Below are 17,694 nucleotides of genomic sequence, written 5' to 3'. Positions count from 1 at the left end.
CTGGGAGGGTCATGCGCATAGGCCGTCCGCGAGGCGCATAGGAAGACCCCGGCGGGGTGCGGGTCCCGGGAGCACCCGGTGGAAGCGCTTGCCCGAAACCATCAGATTCGAACAACTGCGCACAGGCTCCGAGATCACATGCGGAATGCTGCACGAGCCCGGCGATCCGGCCTGTCTGAACTTCACGAGAACTCCAGCGAAATGGCACGTGTGTGGATATCGTGCACCGAGCGAGGGCGCATCCGTCATCCCTGGGATCGACGGATGCGCCCCGTTTGCGGGGATGCAACTGTGACTGGGGGGTTCATGGGGCATGTCGAAATACCTGAATCGGATATATCCGGGTCCGTTGGGTTCGCGGGCGCACCGCGACCGCGTACCGCTGCGGCCCGAAACCGTACGGCGACTCCGGAGGAGTTGTGGAGGGCCCCGGCCGTCCCGCGTGACCGCGCGGACCGGCCGAGGACGAAGTGGAAGCCGGGGCGGCACCTGCCGCTCCTGGCCCTGACGGACCTGCTGGGCCTGGGAGTTCCCGCCTGGCTGGTGCTCCGCGCCGGCGATCAGCCGAGACCACTGATCGCCGCCACGGTGGCCGCGCTGGCGTGGGCGGGCGTGCGAGCGGCGCGCGACCGGTACGCGACGGCGCGCGACGCCGGCCGGGTCCGGGGGAACGCCCTCGGCGACTGGCTGGTGCTCGTCGGACTGCTCGTCGTGCTCCTGGCCGTGACGGGCGGGTCCTACGACCCGGCGACCACCGTCACCGCCCTGGTGCCCGGCCTTGTCGTGGCGGCGCTCGCCGCGGGGGCGGCCCGGTGGCTGTCCGCCCGGCGGCGGACGGCCCGGCGGGTGCTGGTGGTCGGCGGGGCCGCGGGCCTCGACCGCACGGTGGGGCTGCTGAACTCCCGTGCGGACCACCCGTATGCGGTGGTCGCGGCGGTTCCGGTGGGCCCGGGGGCACCGAGCTTCGAGACACCCGTGCCGGGGCGGCTCGCTCCCGAGCGGGCCGACGACGACGTGTCCACGGTGCTCGGAGGGGCCTTCACCCACGATGCGGACCTGGTGCTCGTCGCGCCCGGCCCGCAGTTGGACGACGACCGGCTCCGCCGGCTGTCGTGGGGCCTGCACGACAGCGGGATCGCGCTCTGCGTGCTCTCGGGGCTGTCGGGGATCGCCGCGGACCGGGTGCGCCCGGCCTCCGCCGCCGGACTGACCCTGCTGCATGTCGCCCCGCCACTGCGGCGCGGCCCGCAGGCGGCGGTCAAGGCCTTCGTGGACCGGGGCGGCGCGGCTCTCGGACTCCTGGTGCTCGCACCGCTGTTCTTCGGCGTCGCGCTGGCGGTACGGCTCACCTCTCCGGGTCCCGTCTTCCACCGGCAGACCCGCCACGGGCGCCACAACAGGCCCTTCACCATGTGGAAGTTCCGCACCATGGTGGCCGACGCGGAAGCACGTAGGGAACAGCTCTCGTCGGCGAACGAGAGCGAGGGACCGATGTTCAAGATGCGTCGCGATCCACGCGTGACCCGGATCGGCCACGCGCTGCGCCGCACCTCCGTCGACGAACTCCCGCAGCTCCTCAACGTGCTACGGGGTGACATGTCCCTGGTAGGTCCGCGTCCTCCGCTGCCCGAGGAGGTCTCGCGCTACGACGAACGGGAGCTGCGGCGCCTGGTGGTCCGGCCGGGGCTGACCGGTCTGTGGCAGGTCAGCGGTCGCTCCGACCTCTCCTGGCAGGAGACGGTCTCGCTGGACCTCTGGTACGTCGACAACTGGTCGGTGGCCACGGACATGGGACTCCTGGCCCGTACGGTGCGCGCCGTCACCGACGGCCGCGGGGCGTACTGAGGCGGCGGGGGAACGCGTGCGGGGAGTCCAGGGGGACCGCGGCCACCGGGCCGGCCGGTCAGCCGCGCGGGGCCGACCGGCCCAGCCACCAGGCGTACGTGCGGGCGATGCCGTCCCGCAGGGGGATCTGCGGCTTGAAGCCGAGGGAGGAGAGGCGGGACACGTCGAGGAGCTTGCGCGGGGTGCCGTCGGGCTTCGAGGTGTCCCAGGCGATGCGGCCCTGATACTCCGTCACCTCGCTTACGGTCTCGGCGAGTTCCCTGATGGTGAGGTCGTCGCCGCAGCCGATATTGACCGGCTCGTCCCCGTCGTAGGCCTCCAGCAGGCGTGCGCACGCGGTGGCGAGGTCGTCGACGTGCAGGAATTCGCGGCGCGGGCTCCCGGACCCCCACAGGGTGACCTCGGGCGCCCCGTCCCGCTTCGCCTCGTGGAAGCGGCGGATGAGGGCGGGCAGCACGTGCGAGGACTCCAGGTCGAAGTTGTCCCCGGGGCCGTAGAGATTGGTGGGCATGGCGCTGATGTACGAGGCACCGTACTGCCGGCGGTACGACTGGATCTGCACGATCCCGGCGATCTTGGCCAGCGCGTAGGCCTCGTTCGTGGGTTCCAGGGGGCCGGTGAGCAGCGAGTCCTCGCGGATCGGCTGCGGGGCGTGCTTGGGATAGATGCAGGACGAGCCGAGGAAGAGCAGCCGCTCGGTCCCGGCGGCGTGCGCACCCGAGATCAGGCTGAGCTGGATGCGCAGGTTCTCCTCCAGGAACTGCACCGGGTAGGTGCTGTTGGCCATGATCCCGCCCACCTTGGCGGCGGCCACGACCACGGCGTCCGGGCGGGCGTCCCGCAGGAACGCCCCGGTCGCCGCCGCGTCGCACAGATCGAGGTCCTGGCGGCCGCGGGTGATCACCTCGTGCCCGTCGGCGGTGAAGCGGCGCACCAGCGCCGAGCCGACGAGACCGCGGTGGCCCGCGACGAATATGCGGGCACCGGGACGCAGGAGGGGGCGGACGGATTCCTGGGAAGTGCCGGGGAGATCAGTCGTCATGGCTCGGATTGTGCCAGCAGTACCGCACGTAGGTGACCTTTTGCCGCAATGCGCTCAGATCAAGATATTTCGGTGAACCAACCGCCCATCGGGCGAACACAGAAGGGGGGAGTCATGGCAAAAACCGCGTTCATCACGGGCGTGACGGGTCAGGACGGTTCGTACCTGGCGGAGCTGCTGCTCGAGAAGGGGTACACGGTCCACGGACTGATACGCCGCTCGTCGAGCTTCAACACGGAGCGCATCGACCACATCTACCAGGGGCCGGAGGAAGCGAATCGTTCCTTCGTGCTCCACCACGCCGACCTCTCCGACGGCGTGGCGCTCGTGAACCTGCTGCGTGACACACGCCCCGACGAGGTCTACAACCTGGGTGCGCAGTCGCACGTCCGGGTCTCCTTCGACGCACCCCTCTACACCGGCGACGTCACCGGTCTCGGCACCATCAGGCTTCTGGAGGCGGTCCGCGCCAGCGGCATCGAGACCCGGGTCTACCAGGCCTCGTCCTCCGAGATGTTCGGTGCCAACCCGCCTCCGCAGAACGAGAGAACGCCGTTCCATCCGCGCAGCCCGTACAGCGTGGCCAAGGTCTACTCGTACTGGGCGACGGTCAACTACCGTGAGGCGTACGGCATGTTCGCCGTCAACGGGATCCTGTTCAACCACGAGTCGCCGCGGCGCGGGGAGACGTTCGTGACCCGCAAGATCACCCGCGGCGTGGCCCGGATCAAGGCGGGACTCCAGGACCGCCTGCACCTGGGGAACCTGGACGCCGTACGGGACTGGGGGTACGCCCCCGAGTACGTGGAGGCGATGTGGCGGATGCTCCAGTGCGACACCCCCGACGACTACGTGGTGGCCACCGGCGAGGGGGTCAGCGTCCGGCAGTTCCTCGAGTACGCCTTCGAGCACGCGGGCCTGGACTGGACGGAGCACGTCCGCTACGACCCGAAGTACGAGCGTCCCAGCGAGGTCGACGCACTGATCGGTGACGCCTCCAAGGCGGAGGAGCTGCTCGGCTGGAAGCCCGACGTGAAGTCGCGGGAGCTGGCCCGGATCATGGTCGACGCGGACGTCCGGCTGCTGGCCGACCAGCTCACCGGAGCTGTCGTACGGACGGACCGATGAGGGGACCCGGACGTCTCAGACGTACGGGTGGCGTGTTCGCCGCGGTCCTCGGCCTCGCGGCGGGCGCGCTGAGCGCCGTCGCCGCTCCCCCGGCCGCCGCACTCACCCCTCCGGTCGGCTTCACCGCCGACCACCTCTCCACCTACCAGACCAACGGCATCGTCTGGTCGCTCGCCGAGGCGAACGGTGTGGTCTACGCGGGCGGAACCTTCTCGACCGTCCGGCCGGCCGGCTCCCCCGCGGGAAGCAACACGACGCCCGCGGTGAACTTCGCCGCGTTCGACGCGGCCACCGGGGCGCCCACCGGCTGTTCGCTCTCCTTCACCCGGAGCAGCGGCACGGCCACCGTGCGCGCGCTCGCCGTGTCCCCCGACCGGTCCACGCTGTACGCGGGCGGTTACTTCAACGCCGTCAACGGAACGGCCGCCAACGGCCTCGTCGCGATGGACACCGCCACCTGCCGGCTGCGTCCCGGCTTCTCGCCGGACTTCGGCGCGACCGTGCGCGCCCTGGACGTCGCCGGGAACGGCACGGTCTACGCGGGCGGCGACTTCCGGTCGGTCAACGGCCAGAACCGGAATTTCTTCGGTGCGGTCACCCCCACCGGCGCCCTGACCGGCTGGAACCCGGACGCGGACGATCCCGGACGCACGCTGAAGGTGACCCCGGACGGGGCGAACGTGCTGATCGGCGGTGACTTCTTCACCGTCGGCGGCTCCGCCTCGCACGCGCTCGCGGTCACCAGCGCGTCCACGGGCGCGCTGACCCGCGCCTACACCGGCAACTTCATCCCGTCGTCCGCGGTGGTCAAGGACATCGTCACGGACACCGCCTCGGACGGCTGGTACGTCGCGGGCGAGGGCGCCGGGGGCGCGTCCTTCGACGGCCGGCTCGCCATGGGGCTGGACGACTTCGACCAGCGCTGGCGGGACACCTGCCAGGGCGCCACCCAGGCCCTGCGGGTCCACCGCGGTGTCCTGTACGCGGGCAGCCACGTCCACGACTGCTCCTCCATGGGCGGCTTCCCCAACCAGGTGCGCAAGCACCTGACCGCCCAGTCCGTCGACGATCCGGCGCTGCTGGGCTGGCTCCCGGACACCAACGACGGCATCGGCGAGCCGGTCGGGCCGCGGGCCCTGACCGTGTCCTCGCGCAGCGGCCGTGACTTCCTGTGGGTGGGCGGCGAGTTCACCACGGTGAACGGTGTCGCCCAGCAGGCGCTGACCCGGTTCGCCGACACCCCGGACACGGGTGCGCCCGCCGCACCGGTGGTGAGCGCGTCCGCGCCGAGGGCCGGTGAGGTGCGGGTCGGCTGGCGCAGCAGCCTGGACCTGGACGACAGCCTGCTGACCTACCGGGTCTACCGCGACGGCGGCTCGGCCCCCGTCCACACCACGACCGGCTCCTCGCTGTTCTTCAGCAGGCCGCAGCTCACCTTCACCGACAGGAACGTGGTGGCGGGCCGGACGTACACGTACCGGATCACGGCGAGCGACGGCACGAACACCAGCGGGCTCTCCGCGACCGCGTCCGTGACCGCCGCTTCCTCGGCCTCCCCGTACCAGGAGAAGGTGCTCGCCGACGGGGCGGACCTGTACTGGCGCTACGACGAGTCGGGCGGCGCCTTCGCCGCGGACGCCTCGGACAGCGGGAACGGCGGGGTGTACGCCAACGCGCCCTCGTACCGCGCCACCCCGTCCGCCGTGGCCGGCTCGGCGGCGCTCTCCCTCAACGGCACCGACGAGTACGTGTACAGCGACCGGCTGCACCACTACACCTCGCCCACGCCCTACTCGGTCGAGACGTGGTTCCGCACGACGTCGACGGCCGGCGGACGGATCGTCGGATTCGGCAACAACATCGGCACCGCGCGCGGCCACACGAGCTCCGTCTCCGACAAGCTGGTCTACCTGACGTCGAACGGCCGGCTCACGTTCGGCGTCCAGACCGGCAGCAGCAGCGCCCGTCCCACCGTCACCACGACGGACACCTACAACGACGGCGACTGGCACCACGTCGTCGCCACCCAGGGACCGTCCGGCATGGTGCTGTACGTGGACGGGGCCGCCGCCGGCACGAATCCGGCCACCGGCAACCGCTCGTACAACGGGTACTGGCGGGTCGGCGGTGACGCGATGAGCAATGCCTGGCCCAATCTGCCCGCCAGCACCTACTTCGCCGGGCAGGTCGACGAGACGGCCGTCTACCCCTCGGCGCTGACCGCCGCGCAGGTGGCCGCGCACCACGGCCTGGCGGACACCCCGGCGGGCCCCGGCGACAGCACCGTGACCCTCACCCCGTCCGAGGACGCGTACGTCAACGGCGTCGCGCCGAACACCAACTACAACGACGGTCAGCTCGCCTCGCGCGGCACCACGGCGTATCAGAGCTACCTGCGCTTCGCCCTGCCCGAGGCACCCGCGGGCCAGGTGCTCAAGGGCGCCCGGTTCGCCTTCCGGACGTCGTCGGACCCGACGGCGGGCTCGGCCGAGAGCCACAGCATCGTGCCGGTCACCGGCGCGTGGACCGAATCGGCGGTCACCTACAACACCCGGCCGACGCTTGCCGCGTCCGCGCTGGGGACCATCACCGGCGCGTCCCGGGCCTCCACCGACCACTCGGTGGACCTGGACGCGTCCGCTCTGGAGGGGGCCCTGGGCTCCCTCTTCCCACTCGCCCTGACCAGCAGCGGGACGGACAGTCTCCGCATCTGGTCGAGCGAGGCAACCGCGGCCTACCGGCCGCAGCTCGTTCTCACCTTCGGAGCTGAATGATGAACGGAAGTACGGGGCGGAGACTCGGGGGACGCGGCCGTGTGCGGGCCGCCTCCGCCGCGCTCTGCCTGTTCGCCGGAGCCCTGACCGCGACCGCCGCCGGGGCCTCCCCGGCGGCTGCGCTGACCTCTCCGGTGTCGATCACCGCGGACGACCTCACCACCTGGCAGACCAACGGCATCGTCTGGTCGTTGGCCGCCGCGGACAACGGCGTCGTGTACGCAGGCGGCACCTTCTCCACCGTCCGGCCGCCGGAGGCGGCGGCCGGCACGTCCGAGCAGCCTGCCGTGAACTTCGCCGCGTTCGACGCGGCGACCGGCGCCCCGACGGGATGCAGCCTGTCGTTCACCATGGCCTCGGGGACGGCCACCGTCCGGGCCCTGGTGCTGTCGCCCGACGGAGGGACGCTGTACGCGGGCGGACAGTTCGGGGCGGTGAACGGGGAGGGCGTCAGCAATGTCGCGGCCATCGACACGGCGACCTGCACCCCCCGCCAGGACTTCAAGATCTCCGTCTCGGCCACGGTACGGGCCCTGGACGCCACCGCGGACACCGTCTACCTGGGCGGTGACTTCAACAGTGTGGGCGGTCAGACCAGGAACAAGTTCGCCGCCGTCACCGCGGCGGGCGCCGGTCTGCTCCCCTGGACGGCCAACGCCGACGAGGTCGCCCGGGCGGTGCAGGTGACGCCCGACGGGCAGCACGTGGCGCTCGGCGGCGACTTCTTCACCGTCAACGGCACCACCTCGCACGCGCTGGCCGTGGTCGACGCCACCACGGGGGCGCTGACCAGGAGCTACCCCGGCTTCATCCCCAACACCTCCACCGTGCAGGACCTCACGACCGACGCGACCGGCCTGTACACCGCCAACGAGGGCACCGGCGGCGGGGTCTTCGACGGCCGCATCGCCATCGACCTCGACGACTACCAGCAGCGCTGGCGGGACACCTGCCTGGGAGCCACCCAGGCCGTCCTGGTCCACTCGGGCGTGCTGTACAGCGGGAGCCACGCCCATGACTGCTCCAGCATGGGCGGGTTCCCGGACCAGCCGCGCAAGCACCTGCTGGCCCAGTCCGTCGACGACCCGACGCTGCTGCCCTGGTTCCCGGACACGAACGACGGCATCGGCGAACCCGTCGGCCCCCGGGTGATGGCCCAGACCGACAAGGGAGGCCGGCACTACCTCTGGGTCGGCGGCGAGTTCACCACCGTCAACGGCTCCGGGCAACAGGGCCTGACCCGGTTCGCCGACGGCCCGGACACGGGGGCCCCGTGGGTGCCCAACGTCAGCCTCTCCACGGTCGCCCCGGGGCGGATCGACGTCAACTGGCAGACCAGCTTCGACACGGACGACGGGGAGCTGACCTACCGGATCTACAAGGACGGGGCGAGCACCCCCGTCCACACCACCACCGGGTACTCCCTCTTCTGGGACCGGCCCCAGCTGAAGTGGACCGACACCGATGTGGCGGTGGGCGAGACCCACTCGTACCGCATCAGCGTGAGCGACGGGACCAACACCAGTGCCAAGTCGGCCGCCCAGTCGGCGACCGTCGCGGGGGCCACGGAGCGCTACCCGGCCAGGGTGCTGTCCGACGGCGCCTCGCTCTACTGGCGCTACGACGAGGGCACCTCGACCTTCGCGTCCGACACCACGGGCGGGCTGAACAACGGTTTCCTGCGCAACGCGCCCGCCTACCAGCAGACCCCGGCCGCCGTCGCGGGGGACTCGACCGCGATCGGCTTCGACGGAGCCGCCGAGTACGCCTACAGCAACCGGCAGCACCCGCAGCCCACCCGGTTCTCCGTGGAGACCTGGATCAAGACCACCACCAACCGGGGCGGCAAGATCATCGGGTTCGGGAACCTGACCATGCAGAACAGCACCCGCTTCGACAAGCACGTGTACATGGCCAACGACGGCCGACTGGTCTTCGGGGTCTACAGCGGCGGCCGTCGCACCATCACCACGTCGGGCGCCTACAACGACGGCAACTGGCACCACGTCGTCGCCACCCAGGGCACCGGCGGTATCGCGCTGTACGTCGACGGACAGCTGCGCGCCTCCAACTTCCTCTACACCGCCAACGAGAACTACCCCGGCTACTGGCGGGTCGGCGGGGACAACCTGACCAACTGGGCCAACCGTCCGACCAGCAACTTCTTCGCGGGGCAGATCGACGAGACCGCCGTCTACCCGACCGCGCTGACCTCTTCCCAGATCAGCGCGCACTACGCCCTGAGGACGGGCTGATGAGGCATCCGTTCCTGGCCTGCGCCGTCGTCGCACTCGCGACGGCGGCGCTGGCCGCCTGCGGCTCGTCCGCCGACGGGGGCAAGGAGGCCGCCGCGGACGGCACACCGTCCGCCGCGGCCGTCTCCGCGCCCGCCGTCGCCGGGCCGGCGGCCGAGCCGTCCGGCTCCTCCGGCCCGTCCGGCCCGGACACCGGGACGACGAGCGCCCCGCCGAAGGAGCCCGCCTCGGGGATCACCCCGGCCACGGGCTCCTTCACCGAGAAGCAGAAGGAGTACCTGACCGACCGCGTCCCGAAGGGGATGGACCCGGCCGCCGTGCTCCAGACCGGCCAGGAGACGTGCGACCGGCTCCGCTATCTGGTCAGGGCCGACCGGGACATCGCCGTGGGGGCGGTCCTCACCGGAGAGGTCGCCGACGCGAAACCGGCCGTGACCCACCTCTGCCCCCGGTACCAGGACCTGGTGGACGAGGCAGCGCTGGGCTACGCCGACGGTACGCACACCGGTGCGAGGCTCCGGCCGGGCCGCTACCACGCGCCCTCCCCCACCAAGGACTGCAGCTGGCAGGTGACGGGAGCGAAGGGTAAGGCGCTGGGGTCGGGATCCTCCGCCACCGGCGAGCGGGTGGAGCTCACGGTCCCGGAGGCCGCCCGCACGTTCACCTCCACAGGCTGCTACGCCTGGCTGCCCGAAGGAGAGACAAGTTGAGCAAGCTCCCCATCGCCGTGGCGATCCCCACGAAGAACGAGGGCCTGAACATCGCCGAGGCGGTGAAGTCGGTGCTCGGCCACTTCGAGGCGGTCGTCGTGGTGGACTCCCACAGCACGGACGACACGGTGAAGATCGCCGAGGAGTGCGGGGCCGAGGTGGTCACGTACACCTGGGACGGGGGCCATCCGCGCAAGAAGCAGTGGTGCCTGGAGAACGTCCGCACGGACCTGGACTGGATCCTGCTGCTGGACGGCGACGAGCGGCTCGGCCCGGGGCTGCTGGCCGAGCTCCGCCAGGTCTTCGCAGACCCGGCCGGCGCCCGGCCGGCCGCGTACGACATCCCGCTGGGCTACTGGTTCTCGGGCAAGCGGCTGCGGCACGGTTACACGATCCGCAAGCGGTCGCTGACCGACCGCACCCGCTGCCACTACCCGGAGGTCGGCGACCTCGCCGCGCCCGGGATCGGTGAGGTGGAGGGGCACTACCAGCCGGTGGCGGCCACGGCCGGCTCCCTGAAGAACCCCATCGAGCACCAGGACCTGGACCCCGTCACCGCCTGGTTCGAGCGGCACAACCGCTATTCGGACTGGGAGGCGTGGCTGGAGCACCACCCCGAGGTCAAGGAGCAGGTGCGGAAGGTGAAGTCCCGTCAGGGGCAGCTCTTCCACAAGGCGCCGTTCAAGCCGCTGGTGTCGTTCGCCTACATGTACGTCTACCGGCGGGGCTTCCTGGACGGCCGGGCCGGCCTGGACTTCGCGCTGGCGATGAGCTTCTACCGCTGGCAGATCGCCCTCAAGTCCCGCGAGGGCAGGACCGGCTGAACCGTCACCCCCTCCGGCGGACCACGTCCTCGTAGGTCTGCCGGAGGGTGCGGGTGACGGCCTCGATGGTGAAGTGCTTGTTGACCAGGTCCCACGCGGCCCTGCCCGCCTGCTCGCCGGCCTCCGGTTCCAGGAGTTCCAGCACGGCCCGGGCGACCTTCTCCGCGTTGGCGGCGTCCTCCCCGACCCGGCTGTCGATCACCCGGCCCGCACCGGCCGCGGCCACGTCGGGGCCGAGACCGCAGGTGCGGGTGATGACGGCGGGGGTGCCGACGGACATCGCCTCCAGGACCGAGACACCGAGCGGCTCCTCGATCGACGGGAGGACGTACACGTCGGCCCGCCGCCCGGCGGCCAGCACCTCCTCGTGACCGAGGGGCCCCACGTGGTCCAGCGAGTCCAGCACACCGAGACGGCGGGCCAGCGCGAGGGTACCGGGCAGGGCACCGGTGTCCGGGCCCGCCAGCACGAACCGCGCGTCGGGGTACTTCGCCAGGACGGCCGGCATCGCGCCGACGAAGTCCTCCGGGCGCTTGCGCTCCTGGATCCGGGCGAGGAAGAGGACCGTCGGCGGCCGGCCCGGCTCACGGGCGGGCTTGCGTTCCTGCGGACGGACACCGTTGACCAGCCGTACGGTGTTGGTGAGGGCGACCGGTGCGGCGACGGCGTTCACGTCCACGCGTTCCGTCTCCGTCAGGTGCAGGACGGCGTCGGCGCGGCGCAGCACGGTGCGGACGCCCAGCAGGTCGGTCAGCTGGGCGACCCGCTTCTCGGTCGGGTCGACCATGCCGTGCGTCTGGACGACCAGGGGCGTACGGGTGGCCAGGGCCATCAGCGCGGCGGGCAGGGTCACCAGGTCGCGCATCAGGTGGACGTGGACGAGGTCGGCACCCCGCATCATGCGGCGCGCGGTGCGCAGCAGGGCGCCCGAGGTGATGCCGCTGACCTCGAACACCGGGAGCAGGTGGCGGGCCTGGAAGAGGTGCACGGGCACTCCTTCGACCTCGCGGGGCAGTACGCCGCCGAAGCCGTCACCGAGCGCCATGATGCGGGCGTCGTCGCCGTGGGCGCGCTGCACCTTCGACAGGTTGAGCGCGACCCTCGTCGGACCTCCGAACGCGTGGTCCGGAGTGTGCAGTGTGACGATGTGCAGGACCTTCACCAGGGTTCCCCTCAACCTAGGCCGACCGTTCACAGACTAGTCATCACATCACCCCAAGTGGGTTGATTCGTTAGAGTGTTCATCGACCATGAGGTCGGGCGATCGGGGGGCCATGACGTCCGTGCACGAGGCACCCGCGGCTGCGTCCGTACCGGACCCGGGGGCCGGCCCCCGCCCACCGGTGCTGCTGCCCCCGGCGAAACCCATGGCGTGGACGATGCTGTCCCGGGCGCTGTCGGTGCCGCTCATCCTGGGCCTGGTCTGCTTCCTGCCCGCGGTGATCGCCGCCCAGCCCGGTTCGGGCGTCCGCGACAACGCGTACTGGCTGCAGCTGGTCCTGACCTGTTATGCGGGGGCCCGGCTCGCCACGATGATCCTGTCCACGCGGCGGCGGCTGCTGCAGGGCGTGTTCTGGATGTTCGTGTACATCGCGATGGGGGTCGCGCCGTTCGCGCAGGCCGTCATCGGGCAGACGCCGACCCCGGTGGTCGGGCCCCGGTCGGACCTGGTGACCGCGGTCTCGCTGATCCTGGTGGGCTGCGCCGCGTTCGACCTCGGGGCGCTGCTGGCGTCCCGCCGACCGCTGACCCGCCGGCCGGGCACCGCGGACGGGAAGGGCCCCGCGACCGCGCACCGGATCAGGCTGCGGCTGCTGGTGCTGCTGGCGTTCGCGGCGAGCGGGTACTACGTGGTGAAGCTGGGCGGGCCCGCCATCTTCTTCTCGAGCCGGCAGGAGATCAGCGCGTCGGTCGCGGTCAGCGGGGTGGCGGCCACCGAGTCGAACGTGGGATCGGCCTTTCTGAAGGGCTTCGGCACGGTGCCCGCGCTGCTGGCCCTGCTCTTCTACACCCGGCGCCTGGTGACCTCGCACCGGGCGCGGCGCTCCCCCTCGGCCGTCCTGGTCTGGACGGCGCTCATGGCCCTCAATCTGGTCGTCAACAACCCGATCTCCAACGCCCGTTACTGGTTCCTGACGGTCCTCGTCTCGCTCCTGTTCACCGCGTTCCCGAGCAGCTCGGCGATGTACCGCTCGGTGCTGGCCATGGGCGTGGTGGGGGCACTGGTGCTGTTCCCGTACGCGGACCGCTTCCGGTACGACGACGAGGGGTACCGGCCGGTGCAGTCCGCGTCCGCCTTCGAGCCGCTGGCCACCAAGGACTACGACCAGACGGTGATGTTCGCGAACACCATCTCCTGGGTCGACACCAGGGGCCACACCTACGGCCGGCAACTCGCCGGCACCGGACTGTTCTTCGTGCCGCGAGCGGTGTGGAGCGGGAAGCCGGAGGACACCGGCGTCCGGGTGGGCCAGTGGATGGGTATGAACATGACCAACCTCTCGGCTCCGCTGTGGACCGAGTTCTGGGTGGACTTCGGCCCGGCGGGCATGGTCGGCGGCCTCGCGCTGATCGGCTACGGGGCGGCCCGCACCGACCGGCGGTACGCGCTCGCGGTGCTCCGGGACGGGCCGGGCAGTGTGCTGGCCGTCGCCGCGCCGCTGATCGCCGGCTACACCTTCATCCTGCTGCGCGGCCCGCTGCTGCAGTCCGCGGGAAAGCTGGCCATCGCCGCGCTGTGCCTGCTGCTGGTGACGAGCTTCAGACGGAACCGGCCGCGTCCGCGGTGACCGGGTCCGGCCGCGCGTCCTTCCGGCGGCGCAGCCGGGCCACCCGGGTCCAGGTGGCGACGGCCTTGCAGACGGAGCCGAGGCACAGGCCCCAGGCGGCCCCCGGCACACCGGCGAGCGCGTAACCGCCGGCCAGGAGGACGACGGCGAGGAGCGAGAAGACCACCTGGACGGACAGGGTCGTGCGGGGGTCCAGCATCCGCAGGGCCAGCAGCCCGCAGGTGCCGACGGCCATCGCCGCGTACTGGCTGCCGGTCGCGGGCAGCAGCGCCGCCGCCGTCGGCCAGGTGTCGCCGAGCAGCTGCCGGCCCGCCGCGTCGGGCAGCAGCGCAAGCACGGTGGCCCAGGCCGCGGCGGTCGCGGCCAGCACGGCGGCGAGGACGGCGGTGGCGCGCACCTGGCGGCGTTCGCCGTCGAGCCGGCCGAGGAGCGGGGGGCCGAAGCCGGTGGCGGAGGTGTAGAGCACGTTGAGGGGTCCGAAGAGCGTGGTCGCCCCCCGCAGGGCGCCGACCACCAGGGGGTTGCCGACGGCGCCCAGCCCCAGCACGGACAGCTGGCTGGTGGCGTTGCCCACGCCGAACTCCACCACGAAGCGGCGGCCGAGGTGCCCGCGCCGCAGCAGGGCCCGCATGCGCAGCGGTGTTCCGGCCGCCGGGCGGTGCAGCAGGAAGCCGGACAGGAGCAGGGCGGGCAGCGCGGACAGCCCCCAGACGAGGACGAGCCGGGCCGCCTCCGTCCCGTGGGGCTGCACGGCGAGCGCGCCCACGACGCAGGCCAGCCGCAGGGTGTCGCCCGCGAGCGCGGCGTGCGGCAGCCGGAGTGTGGAGAAGGCGTAGCGCATGGCGTCCTGGCCGAGGACCACGGGCAGCACGAGGCCCAGCATCATCAGGGCACGGGCCGTGTCACCCGGCAGGAGCAGGCACACGGCGGCGAGCGGGAGGCCCGCGGCCGTGGCGGCCAGCAGGGTGAACAGGACGGCCGACCTGCACGCCCCAGCGGTCTCCGCGTCCCCGCCGCGCCGCAGTACCAGCGGCTGCCCGGTGTACGCGCCGGAGATGCCGAGCAGCACGGTGAAGACGAGGTAGACGGCCGAGAAGCGCGCGAAGTCGGACACGGTGGAGAGCCGGGCCGCCGCCACCAGCACAAGGATGTTGGTCAGCGCGGCGACGCCCTGGTCGGCGACCGAGCAGACGATCGCGGTACGTGCCCTCACCGGCGCCCGGCGGGGGTGCCGAACGGGAAGCGCAGTCCGAGTGTCTCGGTGGGGTCGCCGGTGGTCTCCGGACCGTCCGTGCCGTCGGCCGGGGAGGCGGCATCGGATCCGGAGCCGTCGGTGGCGGCGGGCGCCCCCGGTCCCGGGCCGCCGCGCCGCCTGCCCCCGGACTTCCGGTGCGCCCGGCGACCCTCCTTGAACGCGAGCCGGCTGCGGCCCGGCTGCAGGAGGGCTCCGAGGACCGAACCGCCGGACGCGCCGATGATCTCGCGGATGCGTTCCAGGTCGCTGCGGTGCACCTCGCGCGGGTCGCAGACGATCACGACCCCCTCCACCCGGTCGACCAGGGCCACGGCGTCCGCGTACGACAGGACGGGCGGGGCCAGCACGATGACGACGGTTCCCGGCCGGTCGCCCTCGGCGACGATCCGGCCGACGGGCGCCGAGGTCAGCGCACGGGGCACGTTGTCGACGGGGCGGCCGGCGATCAGGGTGAAGGCGCCGGAACCCGGTACGTCGACCGTGGAGCGGCTGCCCGACGGCCAGCTGCCGTCCTCGTCCTCGGTGGTGGCCCAGCGGGGCCGGGCGTCCTTCGCCGCCGTACCCAGCTCGGAGGCCAGCGAAGGTGTCCGCAGGTCGGCCTCGACGAGCAGGACCTCGCGGCCCATCTCGGCGAAGGCGGCGGCCAGATTGGCGGCCGCGGCGGCCGCGGCGGCGTTGTCGCCGCGCGGCGCGGTGACGAGCAGCCTGCGGCTGCGGGCGAACGCCGGGTCGTACGCGAGCCGGAAGGCGACCGCACGGTACTCCTCGGCGAGCCGGCTGCCGCTCCGTCCGATGGCGAGGAACTCCCGCGCGGATCCGCGCTCCCGGGGCAGCGTGCCGAGCAGCGGGGCACCGAGTGAGCGGACGAGCTCGCGGGTGGAGCGTACGGCCGGGTCGAAGACGAGCCGCACCCAGGACAGCAGCAGCCCGAGGGCCAGTCCCACCACTCCGCCGAGTCCCAGCAGCAGCGGCAGGCCCGCGCCGGTGGGCGCGGTGGGCTCGACGGGCTTCTTGTTCAGATAGCCGGGGGTGGTGTCGAGCGCCTTCAGCTCCACGATCTTCCGGTTGAGTTCGGAGATGGCGACGACGAGGTTGGCGCGGGCGCTGTCCGTGTCCTCCGCGGTGGTCCCGCCCGTCTGCTCCTCCAGCTGGTCCCGCTGCTCCACCAGGGGTTTGAGCTGGGCGCGGTAGCCCTCGGCCATGTTCTCGATGCTGCCCTCGGTGCGCTGCCTGCGGATCTGGAGGTAGGCGTTGGCGAGGGCCCCGGCCCGGTCCTTCGCCAGGGCGGGGGTGCCGGCGGTGTAGGAGAAGCGCAGGGTCAGGGTGTTGGGCGGGTTGGTGACCTGGAGGCCGGCGAGCAGCTTGCGCGCGCCGACCCGGTCGCCCTTCGCGGTCAGGGAGCGGGCGGCCAGGGTGCCCACGGTGTCGCTGACGGCGGTCTGCCGCTCGGACCCGATGTTGATGCCCTTGTCCGCCGACGCACCGGTGGCGAAGGGGTCGGCGGTCGCGGAGCGGACCTGTACCTCGCCGGTGGCGGTGTAGGTGTCCTCGCCGCTCAGGGCCAGGAAGCCGCCGCCCAGCAGGCCGACGACGACGCCCCCGGCGAGGAGCGCGCGGTAGCGCAGGAGCTGGCGGAACTGGTCCCGCAGCAGGGCCGGTTCGTCCTGGTCCTCCACGGTGCGGATCGGATGCGTCATCGGCCTGCTCTCCCTTGTGCGTCCCCGAGGACCTCGGTGAGCAGGGCGTCGAACCGGGCGAGGCCCGCCTCCCGGCTCAGGTGGTGTGCGACGTACCGGGGCCCCTGCGCACCCAGGGCGTCCGCCGCCTCCGGGTCGTCGGCGAGCTTCCGTACGGCGGCGAGGAGCGCGGCCGGGTCCTCGGGGGCGACGAGGACCCCGGCACCGGAGCGGCGCACCTCGTCGGCGGTGCCGCCCTCGTCGGCCACCGAGGCGACGACGGGGCGGCCCGAGACGAAGTACGAGGTGAGCTTGGACGGCACGCTCATGTCGAGCACGGAGGCCCGCTGGGTCACCGCGAGCACATCGGCCGCGGCGAGCACATCGGTGAACTCGTCGGCGCCGGCGGGCGGCAGGAAGTCGATGTTGGGCAGTCCCGCTGCGAGCTCGCGCAGCCCGGCGCGCTGGTTGCCGTCGCCCATCAGCACCACCCGGATGTCCGGTGCCAGCCGGGCCAGCCCGACCAGCACGTCGAGCCCTTGTTTGAGGCCCATGTTCCCGGAGTGGAGCAGCACGGGCGTGCCCTCGCGCCACCCGAGCCGGGCCCGGGTGGCGGTCCGGTCGCCCGAAGGGCGTTGCACATGAGTCCAGTTGGGGACCAGCCGGATGCGCCCGGGGTCCACGCCCAGGGCGGTGACTCCCGGCACGAAGCTCTCGTGGATGACGCCGACGAGGGCGGCGCCCCGCAGGGCGTACCGCTCGGCCGCCGCGGCGACCGCCGCCGCCCTGTCCCCGCCGCGGATGCCGCTCTGCGCTGCGGCGGCCCCCATCAGGTCCTGGACGACGGGTATGTGGGGGACGCGGTGGCGGCGGGCGACGCGGGCGGCGATGACGCCGCCGGCGAGGCTCGGCATCTGGGAGACCACCGCGTCGGGGCGCCCCGGTGGCGGGGCCAGCATCCCGTGGGCGAGCACCGACGCCTCGAAGGCGGCCCTGCGCAGGGCGCTCTGCCGGGGCGGCACGTAGTGGCGCCGCCGGTGCACGCTCACACCCTCCCGGACCTCGTGCCTGCGCCACACGCCCCGGTACTCCTCGTCGACGCGCCAGGCGGGGTAGTGCGGCATTCCGGTCAGGACCTGGGTCCGGACACCCGACGCCGCCCAGTGCTCGGCGAGCTGGGTGGCGTACGGGCCGATGCCCGTCAGCTCGGGGGCGTAGTTGGTGGAGACGACGAGAACTCTGCGGTTCTCGAACAGTCGGTGACGCTCAACAGCGGACATCGGACGATCGCCTTCCCCCCGGAACAGCCTCCCCTTGAGCTTATCCGTTCACGCGTTGCACAAGTGTTCTTCACAGTAAGGTCGTTGGACCAGTTCCACCGTGGGGGGAGAGAACG

General features: G+C 72.3%; 12 protein-coding genes. 7 read left to right on the top strand and 5 right to left on the bottom strand.

The window, feature by feature from the left end:
* Positions 1-306 precede the first annotated feature (306 nt).
* A complete protein-coding gene (locus OG927_RS25530) occupies positions 307-1,845 on the top strand; it encodes a sugar transferase (RefSeq protein WP_056789524.1) in 1,539 nt (512 codons plus the stop codon).
* 58 nt (positions 1,846-1,903) lie between these two features.
* Here the strand turns inward: OG927_RS25530 and OG927_RS25525 are convergent, their stop codons facing one another.
* Positions 1,904-2,887: a GDP-L-fucose synthase family protein gene (locus OG927_RS25525; protein ID WP_056789520.1), complete on the bottom strand. Its 984-nt coding sequence runs from the start codon at positions 2,885-2,887 to the stop codon at positions 1,904-1,906.
* Positions 2,888-3,001: 114 nt separating this feature from the next.
* Here OG927_RS25525 and gmd point away from each other — a divergent pair, with 114 nt between their 5' ends.
* Genes gmd through OG927_RS25500 form a run of 5 tightly spaced genes read left to right on the top strand, consistent with a single transcriptional unit; the run spans position 3,002 to position 10,578 of the window.
* Complete coding sequence (gene gmd, locus OG927_RS25520; protein ID WP_056789517.1) at positions 3,002-4,015, top strand: GDP-mannose 4,6-dehydratase; 1,014 nt, start codon at positions 3,002-3,004, stop codon at positions 4,013-4,015.
* Positions 4,012-6,789 carry a DNRLRE domain-containing protein gene (locus OG927_RS25515; RefSeq protein WP_330320834.1) on the top strand — a complete coding sequence of 926 codons (2,778 nt, stop codon included), beginning with the start codon at positions 4,012-4,014 and terminating at the stop codon, positions 6,787-6,789. Before gmd ends, OG927_RS25515 begins: the two co-directional genes overlap by 4 nt.
* Positions 6,786-9,044 (top strand): LamG domain-containing protein, encoded by a 2,259-nt coding sequence (locus OG927_RS25510; RefSeq protein WP_209469545.1) that lies wholly within the window; start codon positions 6,786-6,788, stop codon positions 9,042-9,044. Before OG927_RS25515 ends, OG927_RS25510 begins: the two co-directional genes overlap by 4 nt.
* A complete protein-coding gene (locus OG927_RS25505) occupies positions 9,044-9,754 on the top strand; it encodes a hypothetical protein (RefSeq protein ID WP_330320833.1) in 711 nt (236 codons plus the stop codon). Before OG927_RS25510 ends, OG927_RS25505 begins: the two co-directional genes overlap by 1 nt.
* Positions 9,751-10,578: a glycosyltransferase family 2 protein gene (locus OG927_RS25500; protein ID WP_056789504.1), complete on the top strand. Its 828-nt coding sequence runs from the start codon at positions 9,751-9,753 to the stop codon at positions 10,576-10,578. Before OG927_RS25505 ends, OG927_RS25500 begins: the two co-directional genes overlap by 4 nt.
* 4 nt (positions 10,579-10,582) lie before the next feature.
* Here OG927_RS25500 and OG927_RS25495 read toward each other — a convergent pair whose 3' ends face one another.
* Positions 10,583-11,740 (bottom strand): glycosyltransferase, encoded by a 1,158-nt coding sequence (locus tag OG927_RS25495; RefSeq protein ID WP_330320832.1) that lies wholly within the window; start codon positions 11,738-11,740, stop codon positions 10,583-10,585.
* Between the two features lie 112 nt (positions 11,741-11,852).
* Between OG927_RS25495 and OG927_RS25490 the strand changes: the two genes are divergently transcribed.
* Complete coding sequence (locus OG927_RS25490) at positions 11,853-13,367, top strand: hypothetical protein (protein WP_371612962.1); 1,515 nt, start codon at positions 11,853-11,855, stop codon at positions 13,365-13,367.
* Here OG927_RS25490 and OG927_RS25485 read toward each other — a convergent pair.
* From OG927_RS25485 to OG927_RS25475, 3 genes are read right to left on the bottom strand one after another with little or no spacing between them, the layout of a single operon-like run.
* Entirely contained in the window at positions 13,339-14,580 is a 1,242-nt protein-coding gene (locus OG927_RS25485; protein ID WP_124280921.1) for an MATE family efflux transporter, read from the bottom strand. The genes OG927_RS25490 and OG927_RS25485 overlap by 29 nt on opposite strands.
* Entirely contained in the window at positions 14,577-16,319 is a 1,743-nt protein-coding gene (locus OG927_RS25480) for a hypothetical protein (RefSeq protein ID WP_056789487.1), read from the bottom strand. The genes OG927_RS25485 and OG927_RS25480 overlap by 4 nt, the downstream gene beginning before the upstream one ends.
* Positions 16,316-17,578 carry a glycosyltransferase gene (locus OG927_RS25475; RefSeq protein WP_124280922.1) on the bottom strand — a complete coding sequence of 421 codons (1,263 nt, stop codon included), beginning with the start codon at positions 17,576-17,578 and terminating at the stop codon, positions 16,316-16,318. Before OG927_RS25475 ends, OG927_RS25480 begins: the two co-directional genes overlap by 4 nt.
* Between the last annotated feature and the right edge of the window lie 116 nt (positions 17,579-17,694).

Source organism: Streptomyces clavifer (assembly GCF_036345975.1).
Lineage (GTDB): Bacteria > Actinomycetota > Actinomycetes > Streptomycetales > Streptomycetaceae > Streptomyces > Streptomyces clavifer.
This window is presented reverse-complemented; position numbering and strand designations above follow the sequence as displayed.